The 22,585-nt window shown below is 72.1% G+C and carries 23 protein-coding genes; 9 read left to right on the top strand and 14 right to left on the bottom strand.

The features are described from left to right. Positions 1-232: 232 nt before the first annotated feature. Both ACGFYU_RS33745 and ACGFYU_RS33750 read left to right on the top strand, forming a co-directional pair. The gene (locus tag ACGFYU_RS33745) at positions 233-646 is read left to right on the top strand and encodes a hypothetical protein (RefSeq protein ID WP_393831110.1); all 414 of its coding nucleotides are present in this window, start codon (positions 233-235) and stop codon (positions 644-646) included. 27 nt (positions 647-673) lie between these two features. Further along, a complete protein-coding gene (locus ACGFYU_RS33750) occupies positions 674-1,432 on the top strand; it encodes an NDP-sugar synthase (protein ID WP_393831111.1) in 759 nt (252 codons plus the stop codon). 121 nt (positions 1,433-1,553) lie between these two features. Here the strand turns inward: ACGFYU_RS33750 and ACGFYU_RS33755 are convergent, their stop codons facing one another. From ACGFYU_RS33755 to ACGFYU_RS33780, 6 genes are all read right to left on the bottom strand, one after another. Then, positions 1,554-3,098 carry a DoxX family membrane protein gene (locus ACGFYU_RS33755; protein ID WP_393831112.1) on the bottom strand — a complete coding sequence of 515 codons (1,545 nt, stop codon included), beginning with the start codon at positions 3,096-3,098 and terminating at the stop codon, positions 1,554-1,556. 152 nt (positions 3,099-3,250) lie between these two features. Next, positions 3,251-4,222: a 23S rRNA (guanosine(2251)-2'-O)-methyltransferase RlmB gene (gene rlmB, locus ACGFYU_RS33760; RefSeq protein WP_393831113.1), complete on the bottom strand. Its 972-nt coding sequence runs from the start codon at positions 4,220-4,222 to the stop codon at positions 3,251-3,253. A 94-nt stretch (positions 4,223-4,316) separates the two neighbouring features. Next, positions 4,317-5,717 (bottom strand): cysteine--tRNA ligase, encoded by a 1,401-nt coding sequence (cysS, locus tag ACGFYU_RS33765; protein ID WP_393831114.1) that lies wholly within the window; start codon positions 5,715-5,717, stop codon positions 4,317-4,319. Between the two features lie 94 nt (positions 5,718-5,811). Next, on the bottom strand, positions 5,812-6,309 hold the full coding sequence (ispF, locus tag ACGFYU_RS33770; RefSeq protein ID WP_393831115.1) for a 2-C-methyl-D-erythritol 2,4-cyclodiphosphate synthase: 498 nt from the start codon (positions 6,307-6,309) through the stop codon (positions 5,812-5,814). Further along, the gene (gene ispD / locus ACGFYU_RS33775) at positions 6,299-7,045 is read right to left on the bottom strand and encodes a 2-C-methyl-D-erythritol 4-phosphate cytidylyltransferase (protein ID WP_393831116.1); all 747 of its coding nucleotides are present in this window, start codon (positions 7,043-7,045) and stop codon (positions 6,299-6,301) included. The genes ispF and ispD overlap by 11 nt, the downstream gene beginning before the upstream one ends. Positions 7,046-7,339: 294 nt before the next feature. Further along, positions 7,340-7,822 carry a CarD family transcriptional regulator gene (locus ACGFYU_RS33780; RefSeq protein ID WP_003953493.1) on the bottom strand — a complete coding sequence of 161 codons (483 nt, stop codon included), beginning with the start codon at positions 7,820-7,822 and terminating at the stop codon, positions 7,340-7,342. Between the two features lie 601 nt (positions 7,823-8,423). Between ACGFYU_RS33780 and ACGFYU_RS33785 the strand changes: the two genes are divergently transcribed. Continuing rightward, a complete protein-coding gene (locus tag ACGFYU_RS33785; RefSeq protein ID WP_393831117.1) occupies positions 8,424-9,089 on the top strand; it encodes a DUF461 domain-containing protein in 666 nt (221 codons plus the stop codon). Between the two features lie 62 nt (positions 9,090-9,151). Here the strand turns inward: ACGFYU_RS33785 and ACGFYU_RS33790 are convergent, their stop codons facing one another. Then, positions 9,152-9,832: a response regulator transcription factor gene (locus ACGFYU_RS33790; protein WP_030387286.1), complete on the bottom strand. Its 681-nt coding sequence runs from the start codon at positions 9,830-9,832 to the stop codon at positions 9,152-9,154. Further along, positions 9,829-11,073 (bottom strand): sensor histidine kinase, encoded by a 1,245-nt coding sequence (locus ACGFYU_RS33795; RefSeq protein WP_393831118.1) that lies wholly within the window; start codon positions 11,071-11,073, stop codon positions 9,829-9,831. Before ACGFYU_RS33795 ends, ACGFYU_RS33790 begins: the two co-directional genes overlap by 4 nt. A gap of 217 nt (positions 11,074-11,290) precedes the next feature. Between ACGFYU_RS33795 and phoU the strand changes: the two genes are divergently transcribed. Further along, positions 11,291-11,968 carry a phosphate signaling complex protein PhoU gene (phoU, locus tag ACGFYU_RS33800; RefSeq protein ID WP_385179542.1) on the top strand — a complete coding sequence of 226 codons (678 nt, stop codon included), beginning with the start codon at positions 11,291-11,293 and terminating at the stop codon, positions 11,966-11,968. Between the two features lie 100 nt (positions 11,969-12,068). Continuing rightward, positions 12,069-12,218 carry a hypothetical protein gene (locus ACGFYU_RS33805; RefSeq protein WP_393831119.1) on the top strand — a complete coding sequence of 50 codons (150 nt, stop codon included), beginning with the start codon at positions 12,069-12,071 and terminating at the stop codon, positions 12,216-12,218. A 62-nt stretch (positions 12,219-12,280) separates the two neighbouring features. On the opposite strand, the gene ACGFYU_RS33810 is transcribed toward ACGFYU_RS33805, so the two are convergent. From ACGFYU_RS33810 to ACGFYU_RS33825, 4 genes are all read right to left on the bottom strand, one after another. Further along, positions 12,281-12,847, bottom strand: a complete 567-nt coding sequence (locus ACGFYU_RS33810) for a hypothetical protein (RefSeq protein WP_393831120.1) — start codon at positions 12,845-12,847, stop codon at positions 12,281-12,283. Positions 12,848-13,009: 162 nt separating this feature from the next. Further along, on the bottom strand, positions 13,010-13,540 hold the full coding sequence (locus ACGFYU_RS33815) for a hypothetical protein (protein WP_393831121.1): 531 nt from the start codon (positions 13,538-13,540) through the stop codon (positions 13,010-13,012). Positions 13,541-13,713: 173 nt separating this feature from the next. Next, on the bottom strand, positions 13,714-14,211 hold the full coding sequence (locus tag ACGFYU_RS33820; protein WP_393831122.1) for a hypothetical protein: 498 nt from the start codon (positions 14,209-14,211) through the stop codon (positions 13,714-13,716). 194 nt (positions 14,212-14,405) lie between these two features. Beyond that, the gene (locus ACGFYU_RS33825; protein ID WP_393831123.1) at positions 14,406-15,164 is read right to left on the bottom strand and encodes a phosphoglyceromutase; all 759 of its coding nucleotides are present in this window, start codon (positions 15,162-15,164) and stop codon (positions 14,406-14,408) included. A gap of 151 nt (positions 15,165-15,315) precedes the next feature. On the opposite strand from ACGFYU_RS33825, the gene ACGFYU_RS33830 reads away from it, so the two are divergent. Beyond that, positions 15,316-16,587, top strand: coding sequence for an MDR family MFS transporter (locus ACGFYU_RS33830; protein ID WP_393831124.1), 1,272 nt, complete (start codon positions 15,316-15,318; stop codon positions 16,585-16,587). A 30-nt stretch (positions 16,588-16,617) separates the two neighbouring features. On the opposite strand, the gene ACGFYU_RS33835 is transcribed toward ACGFYU_RS33830, so the two are convergent. After that, positions 16,618-17,115, bottom strand: a complete 498-nt coding sequence (locus ACGFYU_RS33835; RefSeq protein WP_393831125.1) for a YbjN domain-containing protein — start codon at positions 17,113-17,115, stop codon at positions 16,618-16,620. Further along, positions 17,108-18,490 (bottom strand): D-inositol-3-phosphate glycosyltransferase, encoded by a 1,383-nt coding sequence (mshA, locus tag ACGFYU_RS33840; protein WP_393831126.1) that lies wholly within the window; start codon positions 18,488-18,490, stop codon positions 17,108-17,110. Before mshA ends, ACGFYU_RS33835 begins: the two co-directional genes overlap by 8 nt. A gap of 261 nt (positions 18,491-18,751) precedes the next feature. On the opposite strand from mshA, the gene ACGFYU_RS33845 reads away from it, so the two are divergent. The 3 genes from ACGFYU_RS33845 to ACGFYU_RS33855 all read left to right on the top strand — a co-directional run bounded on the left by ACGFYU_RS33845 (position 18,752) and on the right by ACGFYU_RS33855 (position 22,585). Continuing rightward, positions 18,752-19,573 carry a class I SAM-dependent methyltransferase gene (locus ACGFYU_RS33845; RefSeq protein WP_393831127.1) on the top strand — a complete coding sequence of 274 codons (822 nt, stop codon included), beginning with the start codon at positions 18,752-18,754 and terminating at the stop codon, positions 19,571-19,573. Between the two features lie 304 nt (positions 19,574-19,877). Further along, positions 19,878-20,945, top strand: a complete 1,068-nt coding sequence (locus tag ACGFYU_RS33850; protein WP_393831128.1) for an NlpC/P60 family protein — start codon at positions 19,878-19,880, stop codon at positions 20,943-20,945. Positions 20,946-21,304: 359 nt separating this feature from the next. Then, positions 21,305-22,585, top strand: coding sequence for a PP2C family protein-serine/threonine phosphatase (locus ACGFYU_RS33855; protein WP_393831129.1), 1,281 nt, complete (start codon positions 21,305-21,307; stop codon positions 22,583-22,585).

The raw sequence follows: 22,585 nt of genomic DNA on the forward strand, positions 1-22,585 counted from the left end.
CCACCCGCCCGGGGGGCCGGGGGGCGGGGGTGACCCCGTGTTTCCCCCCCGCCCCGGGCGCGGGGGTGCCGGCCGGACCCCGCCGGGGGGGGCCCCCCGACCCGCGGGGCCGCCCCTCTCCCGTGCATTCAGGCCCAACCGTCAACCCATAAATCGAAAAGCCACGTCGAACCATCCCCCGACCGGGTGACTAAATGTCGCCAAATCTTCACCGAGCGCTACTCTCGCCCTCGTGACCCACACTGCCCGCCGTATCGGCCGTTCCCTCGCCCTGGTCCTGCCCGTCGTCCTCGTCCTGTCGGGGACCCTCGCGGTCACCATGGTCCCCTGGGCGGACACCTCCTCCTCCCAGATCCTGACCGCCTCCGCCGAGGACGTCTCCGTCCCCGCGAAGCCGCGCGCCGCACAGGACGTGCTGCGCGACAAGCTGCTGAGCGAGCTCCAGCAGGGCGAGGAGCCGGGTGACGTCCTCACCCACCTCCAGCGGGAGGTGGACAAGCGGCCGTCGCTCGCCGAGCACTGCGTGGGCATCGCGCGGGCCCTCGGGCGCGCCGCCGTGACCGCCTACGGCCCGACGAAGGCCCAGTCCTTCGCCCGCCCCGTCTGCGACACCTCGTACGCCTCCGGCGTCGCCTCCATGGGCTGACCCGCGCCGCGTCCCTACGCTGCCTCCATGAACGACACCCCCCGATCCGCCCCTCCCGCAGCCGCGTTCCCCGCCACGCCCACCCAGGCCGTCGTCCTGGCGGGCGGCCAGGGGTCGCGGCTGCGGCCGTACACGGACGACCGTCCCAAGCCGATGGTCGAGATCCCGGGGACGGGGGTGCCGATCATCGGGCACCAGCTGGCGTGGCTGGCCGCCGAGGGGGTCACGGACGCCGTGGTCTCCTGCGGGCACCTGGCGGGCGTGCTCCAGGAGTGGCTGGCCGGGGCCGAGTTGCCGCTCCGCGTGACCACGGTGGTCGAGGAGGAGCCCCTGGGGCGCGGCGGCGGCCTCAAGCACGCCGCGCGCCACCTCCCGCGGCCCGACGGCGCCTGGTACGCGACGAACGGCGACATCTGGACCCGCTTCTCGCTGCGCGAGATGGCCTCCTTCCACGCCGAGCGCGGGGCGATCGCGACCCTGGCCCTCGCCCGCCCGCGGATCCCGTGGGGGGTGGTGGAGACGAACGAGTTCGGGCAGGTGCTGGACTTCATCGAGGCCCCGCCGTCGCCGTATCCGGTCAATGCCGGCGTGTACGCCTTCGGGCCCGAATTCGCCGCGCTGCTCCCGGACTTGGGGGATCACGAGCGCACCACCTTCCCGCGACTGGCCCGCGAGCGCCGGCTGGCGGGCTTCCCGCTGCCCCAGGGGGCCTACTGGCGGGCGATCGACACGGCCAAGGATCTGACCGAGGCCGCAAGGGAGTTGGCCGCGCAGACGGCCCCCTGAGCCCTTTCCGCCCGCCCCCGCCGCTCCGCCCCTACGATGCTTCGCCCGCCCGGCACACGAGGAGGGGCCCGGCACGCCGTGCGCGCCGGGCCCCTCGTTCCCTCGATGCGGTTCGTCGGCCTCAGCCGAGGAGCCCCCCGACCAGGCCGGGCTGCCTGCTCGGGGTGGTGCCGCCACTGGTCGCGGAACCGGACGAGGTCGGCGGCTTCTGCGACGCGGACTGCCGCGGCGTGCTGCGCGGGGTCTGCTGGCCGCCGCCGGTGCCCTTGGTCGCGGTGGGCGACTCGGAGCCCGCCCCGGCGGTACCCCGGGTGGGCCCGCCGGTCGCGCCCTTGCCGGACTTGGCGGCCGGTTCGGTGGCGGTGGCGCTGGGCTGCGGCGCCTTCGACGGCTGCTGCTGCGAGGGCTGCTGCCGGGCGGGGGTCTGCGGAAGCGGCCGGCCCGGCAGGTAGTTGGTGGGGGCCTGTCCCGGCCCGGGCACGGTCACGACGGTGCTGGAGCGGACGGCCCCGCCGAGGAGGGAGCCGATGAGGAGGGTGAGCCCGCACACGACGGTGGCCATGACCGCCCCGCGGCGCAGGACCCGCCGCCGCAGCCGCCAGACCTCCGAGCGCGGCCCGAGGGTGCGCCAGGCCTCGCCGGCGAGGCGCCCGTCCAGCGAGTAGACCGGGGCGCCCGCGATGATCAGCGGGCTCCAGGCGGCGAGGTAGATGATGTCGGGCGCGTCGTAGGCGGGGACGGTCCGCCAGCTCACCGTCATCAGCAGCGCGGCGGACAGCAGCGCCCCGAAACAGGCGGCGAACCGCTGCCACAGCCCGAACACCGTCAGCACGCCCACGATGACCTGGAGGAAGGCGACGCTGAGGCCGGCCCCGACCGGGTGGGCGAGCGCGAAGTCACGCAGCGGCTCGGCCAGCGCCCAGGGGTGCAGGGTGTGCAGCCAGGTGACCATGGAGCCGCGTTCGCCGCCGTCGAAGTAGACGGGGTCGCACAGCTTGCCCATGCCGGCGTAGATGGAGATGAAGCCGAGGAAGACGCGCAGCGGGAGCAGCACGACGCCGAGGTTCATCCGGCGGCCCGGGTAGTAGGAGGCCTGCCCGCGCGTGTCGGACCCGGTCCGGCGGGATTCGGGTCCGCCGGGCCCGGCGGGTCCGGAACCGGGCGGCTGCTCGTACGGCAGGTCCCGTACGGCGGCCAGCGGGCGCGTCTCGTCCTGGCTCCCGTGGTCCCCGTAGCCCCCACCCGAGTAGCTGCGCTGGCCGATGACGGTCGGCGTGGCCAGGGTGTCGTCGGCGAGGTCGTGGGCGAGGTCGATGCGCGGGATGACCTGGGTGGCGCCGCCGTCGTACTCCTCGTGCCCGCGACCGGATTCGCGGACGGCCTGGAGCAGTCCGCCCATGACCGCGGCGTCGCCGGCGTCGGACTTGCCGCTCCAGACGACCGGTGCGCGGCGCCGGGTGGCGCCGGCGGCGGCGACCACGGCACCGCCGAGGACGGGCGCTCTGCCGGGGGCCTTCGCGGGCTTGGAACGCGCGCTCGGGCTCGGTGCGAGCCGCACGCGGAAGCTGGCGTGGTTGACGATGACCTGTGCGGGATCGCACGGCACCTTGACCATGCTCAGCGCGGGCTGGTCGTCGAACCCTGACGTTCTGGTGTCCACACTCATCTAACCGAGTGATCAGTGTTTAGGACACTGCCTTGACAGCAGGGATCTGTCCGAGACCCGTCAAGATCAAGCCACCCCGCCCGGAACGGGCGGGGTGACAGCCTCACGTGTCACTTTCCGTGAGCCAAGTGGATCAAGCAGACCCCGTGGGATCAGACGCGGCCGCGGTCAGCGCGGCGGCGGGCGGCCTCGTAGAGGACGACGCCGGCGGCGACACCGGCGTTGAGCGACTCGGCGCCGCCCGGCATCGGGATGCGGACGAGGTAGTCGCAGTTCTCGCCCACGAGACGGCCGAGCCCCTTGCCCTCGGAGCCGACGACGATGACGACCGGGCCGCCCAGCGCCTCCAGGTCCTGCACCTCGTGCGTGCCCTCGGCGGCGAGGCCGACGATGGCGATGCCGGCCTTCTTGTAGTCCTGGAGGGCGCGGGTCAGGTTGGTGACTCGGGAGACCGGGGTGCGGGCGGCGGTGCCGGCCGAGGTCTTCCAGGCACCGGCGGTCATACCGGCGGCGCGGCGCTCGGGGATGACCACGCCGTGGCCGCCGAAGGCGGAGACGGAGCGGACGATCGCACCGAGGTTGCGCGGGTCGGTGACGCCGTCGAGGGCGACGATGAGCGGGTCCTCGCCGTTGTCGTACGCCTCGGCGGTGAGGTCCTCGGGGTGCGCGTACTCGTACGGCGGGACCTGGAGCACCAGGCCCTGGTGGTTGAGCCCGTTGGTCATGCGGTCGAGCTCGGGGCGCGGGGCTTCCATCAGGTTGATGTTGCCGCGCTCGGACGCGAGCTGGAGGGCCTCGCGGACGCGCTCGTCGTTGTCGATGAACTGCTGGACGTAGAGGGTCGTGGCCGGGACCCCGTCGCGCAGCGCCTCGAAGACCGGGTTGCGGCCGACGACCATCTCGCTGGTGCCCTTGGGGCCGCCGCGGCGCGGGGCCGGGCGGCGCTTGGCGGCCTGCCGGGCCATGGCGTTGGAGACGCGGAACGCCTTGTGGCCCTTGCGGTCCTCGGCCTTCGGCGTGGGGCCCTTGCCCTCCAGGCCCTTGCGCCGCTGGCCACCGCTGCCGACCGTCGCGCCCTTCTTGTTGGACGTCCGACGTCCCCTGCGCTGGCTGTTCCCGGCCATGACCTCTACCTGTTTTCGTTGGTGCTGCGATATGTACGTATGAAGAGTGTGCCGCCCGGAGCTCCGGGCGGCCACCAAGCTGTGCTGCCCGGGCTCAGCGGGGGCCGAGCGTCCAGCGCGGTCCGGTGGGGCTGTCCTCGATGACCAGTCCGGACTGCTGCAGCTGGTCGCGGATGGCGTCGGCGGTCGCCCAGTCCTTGCGGGCGCGGGCGGACTCGCGCTGGTCCAGGACGAGGCGGACGAGGGTGTCCACGGCGCCGTGGAGGTCCTCGCCCCGGTCGGCCTCGCCGGCCCAGTGCGGGTCGAGCGGGTCCAGGCCGAGGACGGCGAGCATGGCCCGCACCTCGGAGAGGCGGGCGATGGCCGCGTCCTTGTCGTCGGCGGCGAGCGCGCTGTTGCCCTGGCGGACGGTGGTGTGGACGATGGCCAGCGCCTGCGGGACCCCGAGGTCGTCGTCCATGGCCTCGGCGAAGGCGGGCGGCACCTCCGCGGCGGGCTCGACGGGCCCGCCGGCCTTCTCGATGACGCGCTGGTAGAAGCCCTCGATACGCGCGAAGGCGGATTCCGCCTCGCGCAGGGCCTCCTCGCTGTACTCGATCATCGAGCGGTAGTGCGGGGTGCCGAGGTAGTAGCGCAGGACGATCGGGCGCCACTGCTTGACCATCTCGGAGACGAGCACCGAGTTCCCGAGGGACTTCGACATCTTCTCGCCGGACATGGTGACCCAGGCGTTGTGCACCCAGAACCTCGCGAACTCGTCGCCGAAGGCCTTGGCCTGGGCGATCTCGTTCTCGTGGTGCGGGAAGATCAGGTCGAGCCCGCCGCCGTGGATGTCGAAGGCCTCGCCGAGGTACTTGTGCGCCATCGCGGAGCACTCCAGGTGCCAGCCGGGACGGCCGCGGCCCCAGGGGGTCTCCCAGGAGGGCTCGCCGGGCTTGACCGACTTCCACATGGCGAAGTCGCGGGGGTCGCGCTTGCCGGTCTCCCCGCTGGACTCCGGCTGACGGATGTTGTCCAGCTCCTGGCGGGACAGCGAGAGGTAGCCGGGGAAGGACTTCACGTCGAAGTAGACGTTGCCCTCGGACTCGTAGGCGTGACCGCGCTCGATGAGGCCGCGCATCATCTCGACCATCTCGGTGACGTGGCCGGTGGCGCGGGGCTCGTAGGTGGGCGGGAGGCAGCCGAGGGCGGCGTAGCCGTCGTTGAAGGCCCGCTCGTTCTCGTAGCCGATGGACCACCAGGGGCGGCGCTGATCGGCGGACTTCGCGATGATCTTGTCGTCGATGTCCGTGACGTTGCGGATGAAGGTGACGTCGTAGCCCCGGTACTCGAACCAGCGGCGCATCATGTCGAAGTTGAGGCCCGAGCGGATGTGCCCGATGTGCGGGGCGGCCTGGACGGTGGCGCCACAGAGGTAGATCGAGACACAGCCCGGAACGAGCGGGGTGAAGTCGCGGATCTGCCGGGCGCTGGTGTCGTACAGGCGAATAGTCACGGCATCCAGGGTAGTGCGCCCGTAGCAGTGCCCCGCGACCCTTTGGGGACCCGGGGCACTCTTTGTTGCGGAAGAAGTGTCTTCGTACGTCGTGCTACGCGCGGTTCGTCCGGTAGACGAGGGCCGTCGCGATGGCGGCGAGCCCTTCCGCGCGGCCCGTGAGGCCCAGTCCGTCGGTGGTGGTGCCGGAGACGGAGACGGGGGCGCCCGCGGCGGCGGCGAGCGCCTTCTGCGCCTCTTCGCGCCGCTTGCCGATCTTCGGGCGTACGCCGATCACCTGGATGGCGATGTTGCCGATCTCGAATCCCTCGGCGCGGACGATACGGGCGGCCTCCGCCAGGAGGGTGACGCCGGCCGCGCCGGACCACTCGGGGCGGGAGGTGCCGAAGTGCGCGCCGAGGTCGCCGACGCCGGCGGCGGAGAAGAGGGCGTCGCAGGCGGCGTGCGCGGCGACGTCGCCGTCGGAGTGCCCGGCGAGGCCGTCCTCGCCCTCCCACAGCAGGCCGGCGCACCACAGCTCGCGGCCGGTCTCGAAGGCGTGCACGTCGGTGCCGATGCCGACGAGCGGGATCACGGGGAGGTCAGTAGACATCGGTGGCCCTCCTGCGGGCGAGTACGGCCTCGGCGAGGACCAGGTCGAGCGGGCGGGTGACCTTGAAGGCCTCTTCGTGACCGGGGACCACCACGACGGTGACGCCGAGCCGCTCCACCATGCCGGCGTCGTCGGTGGCGCCCTCGCCGTCCACGGCGATCTCCTCGTGCGCGCGCAGGAGGGTGGCCAGGTCGAAGCCCTGGGGGGTCTGGACGGCGCGCAGCCGGGCCCGCTCGGGGGTGGCGACGACCGGCTCGGGCTCGCCGGGCTTGCCGGGCTCGACCTCCTTGACGGTGTCGGCCAGCGGCAGGGCGGGCACCACGGCGGGCGCGCCGTCGCGGACGGCCTCGACGACGGAGTCCACGGTGTCCACGGGGACCAGCGGGCGGGCCGCGTCGTGGATCAGTACGGAGGTGACGTCCGCGGGGAGCGCCCGCAGACCGGCGCGTACGGACTCCTGGCGGGTCTCCCCGCCGGGGACGACCAGGATCTCGGTGCGGTCGGGCAGCGCGTGCTCGTTCAGGAGCAGGCGCACCTCGTCGGCCCCGTCGGAGGGCGCGACGACCACCACGAGGGAGACCGCGCGGGAGCGTGCCATCGCGCGGACCGCGTGGATGAGCATGGGGGTGCCGCCGAGGGCCCGCAGGGCCTTGGGGGCGCCGGGGCCGAGGCGGACCCCGCGGCCGGCGGCCGGGATCACGGCGGCGGTCCGGTGGGGGCGCGTTTCGTCAGACATCAGTAGCTCCGAGCCAGGTTTGTGACTTCGGCCGACATGGGTATGGCCTGAAGGGTGCCGGGTGCGACGCCCTCGCCCCTTCCGTGACGACAGGTCGAGCAGGCTGCCCGGACCCGGCACGCCAGAGGGATGCGGGTTGAGACGCGGGTGGGGAAACAGACATGCCGCAGCGCCCGGCAACAGGCCTCTCGTGGAGGAGAGGCCTTGTCATCGGGCACCGCGGCACAACTGTGTACACACTGTTCTACTGAACTTCGGTGAACTCGAAGAACTCGAACGGTACGGGGACTCGCGTCAGGACGCGAGCACCTCGTCGAGGAGGGCCTCGGCCTTGTCCTCGTTCGTGTTCTCGGCGAGCGCGAGCTCGCTCACCAGGATCTGGCGCGCCTTCGCGAGCATGCGCTTCTCACCCGCGGAAAGCCCGCGCTCACGCTCACGACGCCACAGGTCACGCACCACTTCGGCGACCTTGATGACATCGCCAGAAGCGAGCTTCTCCAGATTTGCCTTGTAGCGCCGGGACCAGTTCGTCGGCTCTTCTGCATACGGTGCGCGAAGCACCTCGAAGACCCGGTCCAGCCCGTCCTGGCCGACTACGTCGCGAACACCGACGAACTCCGCATTGTCCGCAGGCACACGAACCGTCAGGTCGCCCTGAGCGACCTTGAGCACCAAGTAGGTCTTGTCCACGCCTTTGATCTGACGAGTCTCAATGGCCTCGATCAGCGCGGCCCCGTGATGGGGATAGACCACGGTGTCGCCAACCTTGAACGTCATGTGACAGGTACCCCTTCCGTGGCTATCCAGGGTAACACGAGAACTGACTGTTATGAATGGCGTTTTCGCAGGTCAGGGCCCATCTCAGGGCTTGACAACAGCAACGGGAACGTGCTGCGGAGGGCTTGCGGAAGGGGGTATTCGCAGGTCGGGGGTGCTGTGCGGACCAGGCGAAAGGGCCACGCTACACCCGTCCGGCACCCGCGTCAGTGTGACGTACGCCCCGTTTTGCCGGGTTCGGCGTCGGGAAACCGAACTACTCCGTTCGACTGGCGGGCGTCCATACGGATCGGGTTCCGGCCCAATCGGGAATTGATCACGGAGCCGCGTTCGGGGGAATCCGGAAATTGATCACCGGGGGCGCGGCGGCCGGAATGCGGCACCACATGATCGGGGCGGCGATCGGCGCGGCGAACGGCGCCGTGAATGCAAGATCGCGGGACGGTGCCGAGGGTGGCCGTCGCGCTGCGGAGGGTCGGGTGCGGGGGCAGGGCGGCGGCTCGGTAACCTAAGCGCGCTGACACACCCTTAGAGCGGCTTTACCTCGGCCGTTCCGAGAGCCCACCCGCCCGTTCCGTACGTCCAAGGAGTTGCCGCCGCCGTGAGCCGCAGCCTTCGACGCGGCGCCCTCGCCGCCACCGCCGTCGTGTTCTCGATCGCCTCGCTGGCCGCATGCGGTGCGGGCAACGACGCGCAGACCCTCCAGATCAAGCCGGACAACGCCGCCGCCACCAAGGGTGACATCAAGATCCAGAACGCGCTGGTGATCACCCAGGGCGGCAAGGAGAAGAAGGGCCCGGCCGCCGTCTCGGCGACCGTCTTCAACACCGGCACCACGCCGCAGACCCTTGACGGCATCACCCTCGCGGGCGGCAAGGCCAAGGTCACCCTGAAGGCGGCCGCGGGCGACGGCAAGGTCACCGTGCCGGCCGGCGGCTCCGTGGTCCTGGGCGGCAAGGGCAACGCCTCCGCCGTGGTCGAGGGCGGCGCCGAGGGTGCCAAGGACGGCGACGTGCAGAAGGTCGTCTTCCAGCTGAGCAGCACGGGCGACGTCGAGCTGGAGGCCTTCGTGGTCCCGGGCAACGGCATGTACGCGGCCTACGGCCCGACCACCGCCCCGGCCGCTGGCCCCAGCGCCTCCGGCACCCCCGCGGCCACCCCGTCCGGCACCCCCTCGGGCACCCCGTCGGGCGCCGCCACCGGCGCGGCCACGGGCACCCCGTCCGGCACCCCGTCGGGCAGCGCCTCGCACGCCGCGGGCCACTGAGGTACGCAGACACGAGGAAGGGCCCCGGTCGCATCGGCGACCGGGGCCCTTCCCATACTGCTTTACGGCTCGAACTTGTAGCCGAGGCCGCGGACCGTGACCAGGTAGCGCGGGGCACCCGGGTCCGGTTCGATCTTGGCGCGCAGGCGCTTGACGTGGACGTCGAGGGTCTTGGTGTCGCCGACGTAGTCGGCGCCCCAGACCCGGTCGATCAGCTGCATGCGGGTCAGCACGCGGCCCGCGTTGCGCAGCAGCATCTCCAGCAGGTCGAACTCCTTCAGCGGGAGGTCCACCTTCCCGCCGGCGACGGTGACCACGTGGCGGTCGACGTCCATCCGTACGGGCCCCGCCTCCAGAGCCGCCGGGGTGACCTCCTCCGGCTCGCCGCGGCGGCGCAGGACCGCGCGGATGCGGGCGACCAGCTCCCGCGAGGAGAAGGGCTTGGTGACGTAGTCGTCGGCTCCTATCTCCAGCCCGACGACCTTGTCGATCTCGCTGTCCTTGGCGGTCACCATGATCACGGGGACGTTGGAGCGGCCGCGCAGCTGCCGGCAGACCTCCGTGCCGGGCAGGCCGGGGAGCATCAGGTCGAGGAGGACGAGGTCGGCACCGTTGCGCTCGAACTCGTCGAGCCCGTCGGGCCCGGTCGCGGCGATCGCGACCTCGAAGCCCTCCTTGCGGAGCATGTAGGACAGGGCGTCGCTGAAGGATTCCTCATCCTCGACGACGAGCACTCGGGTCACGGAAGGACCTCCGGGGCAGGGATGGCTGGTGCTGTTTCGGATTCAGGCAGGGTTCGGGCGGGTGCGGGATCCGTCGCCGGGGCCGGCGCGGCCGCTTCGGGGAGGCGCAGGGTGAAGGTGGAGCCCTGGCCCTCGGAGCTCCATACCGACACCTCCCCGCCGTGCGAGGCCGCCACGTGCTTCACGATCGCAAGGCCGAGGCCGGTGCCTCCCGTGGCGCGGGAGCGGGCCGGGTCCACGCGGTAGAAGCGCTCGAAGATGCGCTCGCGGTCCTTTTCCGGGATGCCGATGCCCTGGTCGGTCACGGCGATCTCGATCAAGTCTCCCCCCGGTGCCGCCACCCTGCGCCCGGCTATGCCGACGCGGGTGCGGGCGGGGCTGTAGTTGACGGCGTTCTCGACCAGATTTCCGAGGGCTGCGGCGAGCTGCCCGCGGTTGCCCCAGACGCGCAGGTCGGCGGTGCCGCCCGCGGCCATGGTGATCTGCTTGGAGGACGCCGTGTGGCGGCAGCGGTCGATCGCTTCCGCGACCAGCGTGTCCACGCGGACGGGCTCGGCGTCCTCCAGCGGGTCGTCGTTCTGGACCCGGGAGAGGTCGATGAGCTCCTGCACGAGGTTGATGAGCCGGGTGGACTCGATCTGCATGCGGCCCGCGAAGCGGCTGACCGCCTCGGGGTCGTCGGAGGCGTCCATGACGGCCTCGGAGAGCAGGGAGATCGCGCCGACCGGCGTCTTCAGCTCGTGCGACACGTTGGCGACGAAGTCTCGGCGTACGGCCTCGATGCGGCGGGCCTCGGTGAGGTCCTCGACGAGGAGGAGCACCAGGCGGGAGCCGAGCGGGGCCACGCGCGCCGAGACGGCCAGGGCCTCGCCTCGGCCGGTGCCGCGCCGGGGCAGGTCGAGCTCGACCTGGCGTATCTCCCCGTCGCGGCGGGTGTCGCGGGCCATGTGGAGCATGGGCTCCACGGCGAGCTTGCCGCCCCGTACGAGCCCGAGGGCGTAGGCGGCGGAGCTGGCTTTGACCACCGCGTCGCCTTCGTCGAGCACGACGGCGGAGGACCGGAGCACGGAGAGGACGGTGTCCACGCCGGGCGGGAGCACCGCGTTGATGTCGGGGCGCATGGAGCTCCGGGTGGGGCGGGCCTGGTCGCGCTCGCTCCAGCGGAACGCCAGCATCGCGATCACACCGGTGCAAAGACCGGCGATCGCTGCAGCTGCGGCGACCGCCGCGTTCACGTCCATGCATCCAGGTTAAGCAGGCGCGACGACACTTCCACAGCCGTTCGGGTGGCACCTCGAACAGTCGTCGCCCAGAGTTCACCCTGGCGACGGGGTTGATTCACTTGTGATGCCGGAGTCGGACGCGTTTGCGGCTCAACGTGTCAACGTGGGGCCAAAAGGCCGCCCCGGCCCGCCCCGGGCACTACCGCATTAGTAGGTCGAGAGAGGGACACGAGACATGCGCGACGCGTACCACGAGGAACTGGACTCGATCGGAGAAGGCCTGGTCGAGATGGCCCGGCTCGTCGGTTCCGCGATCGGGCGGGCCACGACGTCCATGCTCGACGCCGACCTGAAGCTCGCCGAGAGCGTCATCGCCGCCGACCAGAAGGTCGACGACCTCCAGCACGACCTGGAGGCCCGCGCCATCGCCCTGCTGGCCCGCCAGCAGCCCGTCGCCACCGACCTGCGCATCGTGGTCACCTCGCTGCGCATGAGCGCCGACCTGGAGCGCAGCGGTGACCTGGCCCAGCACGTGGCGAAGCTCGCCCGGCTGCGCTTCCCGGACACGGCGGTCCCGCGGGACCTGCACGCCACGATCCTGGAGATGGGGCAGCTGGCCCAGCGCCTGATGGCGAAGGCCGCCGAGGTGATCATCACCAAGGACGTCGACCTGGCGCTCCAGCTGGAGCAGGACGACGACGAGATGGACCAGCTGCACCGCACGCTGTTCCAGCACCTGATGGACGACCGCTGGAAGCACGGCATCGAGACGGCCGTCGACGTGACCCTGCTGGGCCGCTACTACGAGCGCTTCGCGGACCACGCGGTGTCGGTCGCCAAGCGCGTGGTCTACCTGGTGACGGGCGAGCACGCGGACGAGCTCCAGCAGCCGACCCAGGTCGAGGGCGTCTGAGCCGTTCTGCCCCCGTGCGCCGTTGACGCGCCGGTGGCACTGGGCATGAATGAGGCGAAGGCAAGTACGACTCCCTGTACGCCGCCTGCGAGGAGGAACCATGCCCGATTCCCCCGTCCCCATCACCCCGGAACAGGACCAGCCACCGAAGCCGGAGCCGCTGCGCCTCCCGCTGCTCGCGGCCTGCGGCTGCGGCTCGGGCTGCGGCTGCGGCTGCCAGTCCGGCGCCCCCTGCCAGTGCGGCGGCTGACCGCACAGCACAGCGCGTCCGAAGGGCCCCGGTCGATTCCCCGGCCGGGGCCCTTCGTCGGGTTACCGCCAGAAAGGCCTGGCGGCGTCCCGCTCGGCCGGTGTGACGCACAGGTTGTCGCCGTCGTAGCTGTCCCGCCATACGTAGCCCTGCTTGCACGTGCTCGGCCCGTAGGCGCCACCGCCGGGCTCCCGGTTGACCCTGCCGTCGTGGGCCTCCTGGCGTTCTCCCGGTGTGACGCACAGGTTGTCGCCGTCGTAGCTGTCCCGCCATACGTAGCCCTGCTCGCACGAGGTCGGTCCGTAGGCACCGTGGGGGTCGCGGTGACTGCTCGGGTCGTGATCACCGCCGTTGCCGCCGATCCCGCCGAGATCCTTGCCGCCGCTGCCTCCATCGCCACCCCTCGCCGAGCTGGGCGGGATGTAGGGCTCGGGGGCACCACCACCGCCGAAGTCGACGTCGTCCGGGGGCGTGTCGGAAAGGACGCCCACGACCGAGGGGCGGGCCGCGGGCGCCGTCGCCGCGGAGGCCGGAAGTGCGATCGCCCCGGAGACGAAGGCGGCCGAGGTGAGGGCCAGCGCGAGGCGTGCGATCCGACGCTTGGACCGGGCGTGAAGGTCGTAGGACACGAGTGCTCTCCTTGAAGGGGTGGGGCCGGCGGAAGGGGCCGCCGTTCTCATGTCTCCAGTAGGCGTGACGGCGCCATCCCCGTCATGCCACCGGAAGACGTGACTTGACGCAGCACGGAAGGCCCCCTACCGGCGGGGAAACCGCAGGCAGGGGGCTGCGGTCTACTTCTTCCAGCTCTTGATCAAATCGCGCTCCTCCGGTATGACGCACAGGGCGTCGCCCTGGTAGCTGTCGCGCCAGACGTAGCCCGGCTTGCACGTGAGCGCCCCCCAGGCGCCGCCGCCGGGCTGGCGGTTGGGGCCTTGGCGGCCCTCAGAGTCCCGCTGGTCGGGATTGACGCACAGGGCGTCCCCTTCAAAGGAGTCACGCCAGACGAAGCCCGGCTTGCACCGGTTGCTCCCGGGCGCGCGGTTGGGGTTCAGCATCCACTCCAGTTCACGCTCCGCCACCGACACGCACGCGTCGTCGCCCTCGAAGCTGTCCCGCCAGACGTAGCCCGGCTTGCACGTGTTGCTCCCGGGCGCGCGGTTGGAATCGTCGGCGCGGACGCCCGTGACCGGGGACCGGGCCGGGGACACGGTCGCGGCGAAGGCCGGCAGGGCGGCGGCTCCCGAGATGAGGGCGGACGAGGCGAGGGCCATCGCGAGGCGCGCGATCCGTCGCTGGGACCGGGCGTGAAGGTCGTAGGACATGGGTGCTCTCCTTGGTTGTGTGCGGCCGACGGAAGGGGCGGCCGTTCTCCTGTCCCCAGTAGGCGTGATGGCGCCATCCCCGTCATGCCACCGGAAGACGTGACTTGACGCAGTACGAAAAAGCCCCCCACCGGCGGGGAAACCGCAGGCAGGGGGCCACATCGGGCGGGGGATCACAGCCCCGGCAGGGCCGTGAGGTGCGGGCCGTTGCCGATCAGACGGCCCTGACTCCTGTTCCTGCTCTGGCTCTGGCTCTGGCTCTGGGCCTTGTACTTGGCCGCGTCGCGCTCTTCCGGCGTGACGCACAGGCCGTCACCGTCGAAGCTGTCGCGCCAGACGTAGCCCGGCATGCACGTGAGCGGTCCGTAGGCGCCGCCGCCGGGCTGACGGTGGGGGTTCTTGGCTTGGACCCTTTCGTGCTCTGCCGGCGTGACGCACTTGGAGTCGCCCTCGTAGCTGTCACGCCAGACGTAGCCCGGCACGCACGTGTTCGGCCCGTAGACCCCGCCGCCGCGCTGACGATGGGGGTCCTTGGAGCCGATGCCCGTGACCGGGGAATGGTGGGGAGTCGCCGCGGATGCCGGGAGTGCGATGGCTCCGGAGACGAAGGCGGCCGCGGTGAGGGCCATCCCGACGCGCAGGACGCGCCGCTTGTGAAGGTCGCGGGTCATGACTGCTCCTTGAAGGTGTGCGGCCGGCGGCAGGGGCCGCCGGACCTGTGCCTGTGTGGCCCTCAAGTACGCGGGATGGAGACAGCCCCGTCATGCCACGCGAATACGTGACTTGACGGGGCCCGCGGGCAGCGAAAAGCCCCCTACCCGGCGGGGAAACCGCAGGTAGGGGGCTTGTTCGTGGCTGGCTGGGGTTACTTCTTGCCCTGGTTCTTGACGGCCTCGATGGCGGCCGCGGCGGCCTCCGGGTCGAGGTAGGTGCCGCCCGGGTTGACCGGCTTGAAGTCGGCGTCCAGCTCGTAGGAGAGCGGGATGCCGGTCGGGATGTTCAGGCCCGCGATGTCGGCGTCGGAGATGCCGTCCAGGTGCTTGACCAGGGCGCGGAGGCTGTTGCCGTGCGCCGCGACCAGGACGGTGTGGCCGTCCAGCAGGTCCGGGACGATCGAGTCGTACCAGTACGGGAGCATGCGGACGACGACGTCCTTGAGGCACTCGGTGCGCGGCCGCAGCTCCGGCGGGATCGAGGCGTAGCGCGGGTCCGCGGACTGCGAGAACTCGGTACCGTCCTCGAGGGCCGGCGGCGGGGTGTCGTACGAGCGGCGCCACAGCATGAACTGCTCCTCGCCGAACTCGGCGAGGGTCTGGGCCTTGTCCTTGCCCTGGAGGGCGCCGTAGTGGCGCTCGTTCAGGCGCCAGGAGCGGTGGACCGGGATCCAGTGGCGGTCGGCGGCCTCCAGCGCCAGCTGCGCGGTGCGGATCGCGCGCTTCTGGAGCGAGGTGTGCACGACGTCGGGGAGCAGGCCGGCGTCCTTGAGCAGCTCACCGCCGCGGACCGCCTCCTTCTCGCCCTTCTCGTTGAGGTTGACGTCCACCCAGCCGGTGAACAGGTTCTTCGCGTTCCACTCGCTCTCGCCGTGGCGGAGGAGGATCAGCTTGTACGGTGCGTCGGCCATGCGTACGAGCCTAATGGACGCGCCGGGCCGCTCGCGCGCGGCGCACATCCCCGCCGATTGACGGCGCGCGTCAATTGAGTGGCGCCGGAAGGCCTCCGCTCGTAATGTGCGGAGAGCCGGAGGGGCACTTACACGCTCGGGGGGATTCCTTATGTCCGTTGCCAGTCTGAGACGGGCCGCCCGGGAGAGCGTGTCTGGGCTGCCGCGCGAGTTCTGGTGGCTGTGGACGAGCACGCTCGTCAACCGGCTCGGGGCCTTCGTCGCCACATTCATGACCTTGTACCTGACCGTGGACCGGGGCTACTCGGCCTCCTTCGCGGGACTTGTGGTCGCCCTCCACGGGCTCGGCGGGGTGATCTCCTCACTCGTCGCCGGAGTGATGACCGACCGGCTCGGGCGCCGCCCCACGCTGATGGCCGCGCAGGCCTCGACCGCCCTGTCCGTCGCGCTGCTGGGCTTCATGGAGCACCCGGCGGCCATCGCGGCGGTCGCGCTGCTGGTCGGCATGACCTCGAACGCGTCGCGGCCCGCGGTGCAGGCGATGATGGCGGACATCGTCCGCCCCGAGGACCGGGTCCGGGCCTTCGCGCTCAACTACTGGGCGATCAACCTCGGCTTCGCCGTCTCGGCGGCGGTCGCCGGGTTCGTGGCCGAGTACAGCTACCTGGCCGGCTTCCTGGGCGAGGCCGCGCTGACGCTGGTCTGCGCGGCGCTCGTGTACGTGAAGCTCCCCGAGTCCCGGCCCGAGAAGGGCGCGGCGCAGGCGGCCGCCGAGGCGGAGGTCAGCCTGGGCACGGTGCTGCGCGACGGGCGGTACATGGGTGTGGTCGGGCTGTCGTTCCTGATCTCGCTGATCTTCATGCAGGGGTCGTTCGGGCTCCCGCTGGCGATGGGCTCCGCGGGCTTCTCCACCGGCGACTACGGCCTGGTCATCGCCATGAACGGGCTCCTGATCGTGCTGCTGCAGATCCCGGTCACCCGGTTCATCGAGCACCGCGATCCGCAGAAGCTGCTGGTCGTCTCCGCGCTGCTGGCCGGGTACGGCTTCGGCCTCACGGCCTTCGGCGGCTCGATCGGGGTGCTCGCCCTGACCGTCTGCGTCTGGACCCTCGCCGAGATCATCAACTCGCCGACCCAGATGAGCCTGGTCGTCCGACTCTCCCCGCTGCACGGGCGCGGCCGCTACCAGGGCATGTACACGTTGTCGTGGGCGGTGGCCTCCCTGGTGGCCCCGCTGCTGGCGGGCGCGGTGATCGACCACTTCGGCGCGGGCTGGCTGTGGGGGACGACCGCCGTCCTGGGCACGGCGGCGGGCATCGGCTACTGGCTCCTGATGCGGAACCTCCCCGAGGGTTCGGCCACGGACCAGGCCCCGGCTGCCGCCCCGGCACCCGCACCCCTCCCGGCCGCCGCCGAGGCGTAGCTTCCGGCCCCGGCGGTGGCGGGGCCGGAACTAGGACGGCCGCGTCAGGTGCTTGAAGGCGTCCAGGTTGAAGGTCGGTTCCCCGCGAGACACGCGCCACTCGTACTCCCGCCGGATCGCACTGGCGAACCCCAGCTCCAGCAGCGTGTTGAACGCCCCGTCCGCCGCCTCCAGGATCGTCCCCAGCAACCGGTCCAGGTCCTCCGCGTTCACCACCGAGAGCGGCAGCCGCGCCGTGAGGTAGACGTCCCCGAGGCGGTCCACGGCGTACGCCATCCCGTACAGCTTCAGATTGCGCTCCAGCAGCCACCGGTGGACGCCGGCCTCGTTCTCGTCGGGGTGCCGGATCACGAACGCGTTGACCGACAGCGAATGCCGCCCGACCCGCAGCGAGCACGTGGTGCTCAGCTTGCGGGTGCCGGGGAGCTGGACCACGTACGAGCCCGGCTCGGGGCTCTCCCAGCTCAGCTCGGAGCCGGTCAGGACGCCCTCGATGATCGCGGAGGTGTCGGTGTCAGCGTCAGCCATGGTGGGAGCGTACGCGACGGCGATGATCATGCATGGCCGCGGTGTAGACGTCCGCCGTGCCGCTCGCGGCGGTGTCCCAGCCGAAGAACTGCGCGTGCCGCGCGGCCTCGGCCCCCATCCGGTCGGCGAGCCCGGGCTCGTCCACGAACCGCCGCAGCTCCCGCGCGTAGTCGACCGGGTCGTGCCCGGGTACGAGGATCCCCGTGACCCCGTCGTTCACCGCGACCGGCAGCCCGCCGACCTCGGCGGCCAGCACCGGCGTACCGCTGGCCTGGGCCTCTATGGCGACGAGTCCGAAGGACTCGCTGTACGAGGGCATGACCAGCACGGAGGCCGCCCGGAACCAGTCCGCGAGCCCGTCCTGCGCCACCGGCGGGTGGAAGTGCACGAGATCGGCGATGCCGAGCTTCGCGGCGAGCTTCTGCAGGCCCTCCGGCTTGGCGAGGCCGCTGCCGCTGGGCCCGCCGACGACGGGGACGAAGAGCCGCCCGCGCAGCGAGGGATCCTGGTCGACCAGGACGGCGACGGCGCGCAGCAGGACGTCGGGGGCCTTGAGGGGCTGGATCCGCCCGGCGAAGAGCGGGATGACGGCGTCCTGCGGCAGCCCGAGGCGGGCGCGGGCTGCGGCGCGGCCGTCGCCCACCGTGAAGCGGTCGAGGTTCACGCCGGGGTGGACGACGGCCACCTTGCCGGGGTCGGCCTCGTAGTAGCGGACGAGTTCGTCGGCTTCCTCGGCGGTGTTCGCGATGAGCCGGTCGGCGGCGGACACGATCTGCGTCTCGCCGATGACGCGGGCGGCGGGCTCGGGCGTGTCCCCCTCGGCCAGCGCGGCGTTCTTGACCTTGGCCATGGTGTGCATGGCGTGGACGAGCGGCACGCCCCAGCGCTCGGCGGCGAGCCAGCCGACGTGGCCGGAGAGCCAGTAGTGGGAGTGGACGAGGTCGTAGTAGCCGGGGCGGTGGCCGGCCCAGGCCTGCATCACGCCGTGCGTGAAGGCGCACAGCTGGGCGGGGAGCTCCTCCTTGGCGAGGCCTTCGTACGGGCCCGCGTCCACGTGCCGTACGAGGACCCCGGGGGCCAGCTCGACGGCGGGCGGCAGCCCGCCGGTGGTGGCCCGGGTGAAGATCTCGACCTCGATGTTGATCGCGGCGAGCCGCTTGGCCAGCTCCACGATGTAGACGTTCATGCCGCCGGCGTCACCGGTGCCCGGCTGGTGCAGCGGTGAGGTGTGCACGCTGAGCATGGCCACACGTCGGGGCTTGCGGTGGTGGCCCACGGCGGGCAGGCGCAGCCGGGGCGGCTCGTGGCGGGTGGCGCGGGCGGCGGCGAGCCTGCCGCTGATGCTGCCGCCGAGGCGGGACACGTACTGGCTCAAGGGAGCAGTTCCTCTCGCTCGGACAAGCCGCTCGGACTGGCCGCTCGGACGCTGGTGGGCCTTCGTGGGACACCCGGACACCGGACACCGGACACCGGACGCCGTGACGGGCACGGGCGCACGGCATGCCTGCAGGAGCGCGGTCGGCGCCCTGCAAGGAGTGCAACCCGGATGGCCGCCCCCCGCATTCCGGGGCGGCCGGTTTTCTCCTCCGTTTGCCGGATTTTTATCCGGTGAGGGACCTCCGCTTACTCTCGGCCCATGGCCTCCCGCAGCACCCCGACCCCGAACCGCGCCTCCGCGCGCCCTGTGGGCTCGGTGACGCGCGGGACGACGAACCCGAACCGCCTGCGCCGCATGGACCGCTGGATCGCCGCCACGCACGGGGCCGCGCTGCGGCGGGCGCAGGCGCCGGTCGCGGTGGACCTCGGCTACGGGGCGGCCCCCTGGACGGCGGTCGAGCTGCTGGCGCGGCTGCGGGAGGCGGCACCGCGGGTGCGGGTGGTCGGCATCGAGATCGAGCCGGCGCGGGTCGCGGGGGCGAAGCCGTACGAGCGGGACGGGCTGAGCTTCCGGCACGGCGGCTTCGAGGTGCCCCTGGACGGCGGCGAGCGACCGGCGCTGATCCGCGCGGCGAACGTCCTGCGCCAGTACGACGAGGAGCAGGTCGCGGAGGTGTGGGCGCGGCTGTGCGCGCGGCTGGCCCCGGACGGGCTGCTGGTGGAGGGGACCTGCGACGAGATCGGGCGGCGGCACGTGTGGGTGGCGCTCGGGCCGGAGGGGGCGCGCACGGTGACCTTCGCGACCCGGCTGGGTTCCCTGGAGCGCCCCTCGGACCTGGCGGAGCGGCTTCCGAAGGCGCTGATCCACCGCAACGTCCAGGGTGAGCCGGTGCACGCGTTCCTGCGGGATTTCGACCGGGCGTGGGCGGCGGCGGCCCCGTACGCCTCGTACGGGGCGCGGCAGCGCTGGATCCGGACGGCGCGGGCCCTGTCCGGCGACTGGCCGCTGGCGGACGGGCCGGGACGGTGGCGGCAGGGCGAACTGACGGTGCGCTGGGAGGCGTTGCGCCCGACAGGGTGAATGCGGCGCGCCGGGGAACCGGGGGCGCAGGCGGCCCGTTGAGTCGTCGGGGTGGGGCAGCGGGGGCCGTTGGGCTTCCTGATGGGTGAGCCGGTGGCGTCCGATGGGGCGGACAAGATCGGAAGCGCATCCACAAGGGTGTTGGAATTCACCGACTCGTGGCACCATCCCGAAGGCAAAGACAAGTTACTGATGAATAGTCAGATCTGATGCAAAGTGCGAGGTCTGACTCGGGATGGCTGGGGGAACCATGGGGGCCGAGAGGCGACGGCGGGGTGCGAGTGCTCTCGTGCTGCTGTGCGCGATGGCGATACTGACGGCACCCGGCCTTGCGGCGGGCATCGCGCACGCGGCGCCGGGCGCTCCGGCGGCACCGGCCACGCCCGGTGCGCCCGCCGCACCCGGTGCGCCCGCCGCACCCGCGCCGGAGCCGGGCGCCAAGTCCCTGGAGCAGGTCCGCAAGGAGATAGAGGACCTCTACCACCAGGCGGCCGCCGCCACCGACACCTACAACCTCGCCGAGGCCGAGACCAAGGCCCAGTCGGAGAAGATCGTCGAGATCGCCAAGCTGGTCGTCGCCGGCCAGGAGCGGATCACCACCCTCAAGAGCCGCGCGGGCGCCGCCGCGCGCGCCCAGTACCGCTCGGGCGGACTCCCGGCGGGCGCGAGGCTGGCGTTGAGCGAGGACCCGGGCCGGTTCCTCGACGGGGCGGGCCGGTTGCGCCAGGGCGAGAAGGCCGCCTCGGACCTCCTGACCGAACTGGACCGCACCCAGAGCGACTTGAAGCGGTACGCGCAGGAAGCGAGTGAGCGCTGGGCGACGCTGGAGGCCAATCGCGTCAAGCAGGAGGACGCGAAGAAGCAGATCGAGCAGAAGATCAAGGCCGCGGAGGAGCTGGAGAACAAGCTCGAGGCGGAGGAGAAGGCCCGGCTGATCCAGCTGGAGCAGGAAGCGCAGTACAAGGCCCAGACGGCCTGGCTGTCGACGGGCGCGCTGAAGGACGTCAACGGCAAGGCGACGGAGGCCGGCAAGCGGGCCGTGCAGTACGCCACTGCCCAGATCGGCAAGCCGTACGTCTGGGGCGCCGAGGGACCGGGGTCGTTCGACTGCTCCGGCCTGACCTCCCAGGCCTGGCTGGCGGCGGGCCGCGGCATCCCGCGCACCTCGCAGGAGCAGCTGCGGCTGCTGCCGAAGGTCGCGCTGAAGGACATGCGGCCGGGTGATCTGATCATCTACTTCGACGACGCGAGCCATGTCGCCATGTATGTGGGCGACGGCGCGATGGTCCACGCCCCGCGGCCCGGCCGCAACGTGACGATGGCGGGCGCGGGCTCGATGCCGATCAAGGCGGTGGTCCGCCCCGACGCGTAGCCCCTGCGGGGTTGCTCCGCCGATCCGGGGTGCGGCGCCGCTGCCGCGGCTCCGTACGTGCGCTCCGCGCCCGTGCGGAGGCGCGGGGTCTGGGGCGGAGCCCCTTGGGGGCACCTCCCAGCGGTAGCTGGGGGAGAAACGGCGCCGCAGGCAACCGAACGGACGCACGGGACGTCTCGTCAGGCGGGACGGGAGTCGACCCCGCCGTGACGTTGGTCATCCAGTGAGGCCGATTTTCCCCCGCGATAAGGGCATATGCCGGAGGCCGTGTCCCGGAACGGCATTCCGCTCGCCGGGCCGGGACCGCTAGGGTCGCCCGGACGAGCGCACCCTCGGGGGGAGGGAAGGAACCGGAGACGATGCCCGTACCCGTACCGCGGCAGAGGGACACCCCGGCCCCGGAGAGCGGTCAGGCCGCCGTTCTGCACGCCACCGCGCCCCACGCCACCCCGCTGACCCTCCTCGTCATCGAGGACGACCCCGCGGGCGGCCTCACCGTCCCCGAGATCCTCGACGCCGACGGCCACCGCATCCGGCTCCGCACCGCCCGCAACCTCACCGAGGCCGCCCGGCTGCTCACGCCCGACGTGCACTGCATCCTGCTCGACCTCTCGCTCCCGGACGCGAGCGCCCGCAACCAGTCGGCGGCGGCCGCCACCGCCGTCGACCAGCTGACCGCCCTCCGCCAGGTGCTTCGCATGGCCCCGCGCCACGCCGTCCTCGTCCTGACCGCCGAGGCCGACGCCGAGCGCGCCGCCGAAGCCGTCCGGGTCGGCGCCCAGGACTTCCTGTTCCGGGACGAGCTGGACGGCCGCCTGCTGAGCCGCGCCATCCGCTACGCCGTGGAGAGAAAACGGGCCGACATCGCCCAGTACAAGCTTGCAGAATCGAAACTTCGGGCCCAGGAGAACGCCCGCCTGGAGCGCGGACTGCTCCCCACCCCGCTCCTCGAGGGCTCCGACCTCCGCTTCGCCGCCCGCTACCGTCCCGGCCGCAGCCGGGCCCTGCTCGGCGGCGACTTCTACGACACCGTCCGCACCCCCGACGGCACCGTCCACGCCATGATCGGCGACGTCTGCGGCCACGGCCCCGACGAGGCGGCCCTCGGCGTCGAGCTGCGCATCGCCTGGCGCGCCCTGACCCTGGCCGGCCTGTGCGGCGACGACCTGCTGGCCACCCTCCAGGAGGTCCTGGAGGTCGAGCGCCCCTGCGACGAGATCTTCGCGACGCTGTGCACGGTCGACATCTCCCCCGACGGCCGCCGCGCGGGCCTCTGCCTGGCCGGCCACCCGGCCCCGCTGATCTCCCGGCCGGGCCGCCCCGCGCGCCTGCTCCCGTACGAGAACAGCGGCCCGGCGCTCGGACTGCTGCCCAAGGCCCGCTGGCCCCGCCGCCAGGTCGAGCTGGGCGGCACGTGGAGCCTGATGCTCTACACGGACGGCCTGATCGAGGGCCGGATCGGCGAGGGCAAGGAGCGCCTCGGGCAGGACGGCATGGTCGAGATGATCAACCGCCACCTGGACCGCGGCCTGAGCGGCGAGGGCCTGCTGGAGGCCTCCGTCACCGAGGCCCGCCGCCTCAACGGCGGCGAGCTCACCGACGACGTGGCCGTGGTCCTGCTCTCCCGCGCCGAGGGCTGA

Origin of the sequence: Streptomyces sp. NPDC048337 (assembly GCF_043201175.1) — a bacterium.
GTDB lineage: Bacteria > Actinomycetota > Actinomycetes > Streptomycetales > Streptomycetaceae > Streptomyces.

Excerpts from the sequence above, each read along its gene's own strand:
- ACGFYU_RS33750 (WP_393831111.1), top strand. The coding sequence starts at position 674 with ATGAACGACACCCCCCGATCCGCCCCTCCCGCAGCCGCGTTCCCCGCC.
- ACGFYU_RS33755 (WP_393831112.1), bottom strand. The coding sequence starts at position 3,098 with ATGAGTGTGGACACCAGAACGTCAGGGTTCGACGACCAGCCCGCGCTG.
- rlmB (WP_393831113.1), bottom strand. The coding sequence starts at position 4,222 with ATGGCCGGGAACAGCCAGCGCAGGGGACGTCGGACGTCCAACAAGAAG.
- ispF (WP_393831115.1), bottom strand. The coding sequence starts at position 6,309 with ATGTCTACTGACCTCCCCGTGATCCCGCTCGTCGGCATCGGCACCGAC.
- ispD (WP_393831116.1), bottom strand. The coding sequence starts at position 7,045 with ATGTCTGACGAAACGCGCCCCCACCGGACCGCCGCCGTGATCCCGGCC.
- ACGFYU_RS33780 (WP_003953493.1), bottom strand. The coding sequence starts at position 7,822 with ATGACGTTCAAGGTTGGCGACACCGTGGTCTATCCCCATCACGGGGCC.
- ACGFYU_RS33795 (WP_393831118.1), bottom strand. The coding sequence starts at position 11,073 with ATGGACGTGAACGCGGCGGTCGCCGCAGCTGCAGCGATCGCCGGTCTT.
- phoU (WP_385179542.1), top strand. The coding sequence starts at position 11,291 with ATGCGCGACGCGTACCACGAGGAACTGGACTCGATCGGAGAAGGCCTG.
- ACGFYU_RS33805 (WP_393831119.1), top strand. The coding sequence starts at position 12,069 with ATGCCCGATTCCCCCGTCCCCATCACCCCGGAACAGGACCAGCCACCG.
- ACGFYU_RS33815 (WP_393831121.1), bottom strand. The coding sequence starts at position 13,540 with ATGTCCTACGACCTTCACGCCCGGTCCCAGCGACGGATCGCGCGCCTC.
- ACGFYU_RS33820 (WP_393831122.1), bottom strand. The coding sequence starts at position 14,211 with ATGACCCGCGACCTTCACAAGCGGCGCGTCCTGCGCGTCGGGATGGCC.
- ACGFYU_RS33825 (WP_393831123.1), bottom strand. The coding sequence starts at position 15,164 with ATGGCCGACGCACCGTACAAGCTGATCCTCCTCCGCCACGGCGAGAGC.
- ACGFYU_RS33830 (WP_393831124.1), top strand. The coding sequence starts at position 15,316 with ATGTCCGTTGCCAGTCTGAGACGGGCCGCCCGGGAGAGCGTGTCTGGG.
- ACGFYU_RS33835 (WP_393831125.1), bottom strand. The coding sequence starts at position 17,115 with ATGGCTGACGCTGACACCGACACCTCCGCGATCATCGAGGGCGTCCTG.
- ACGFYU_RS33845 (WP_393831127.1), top strand. The coding sequence starts at position 18,752 with ATGGCCTCCCGCAGCACCCCGACCCCGAACCGCGCCTCCGCGCGCCCT.
- ACGFYU_RS33850 (WP_393831128.1), top strand. The coding sequence starts at position 19,878 with ATGGCGATACTGACGGCACCCGGCCTTGCGGCGGGCATCGCGCACGCG.
- ACGFYU_RS33855 (WP_393831129.1), top strand. The coding sequence starts at position 21,305 with ATGCCCGTACCCGTACCGCGGCAGAGGGACACCCCGGCCCCGGAGAGC.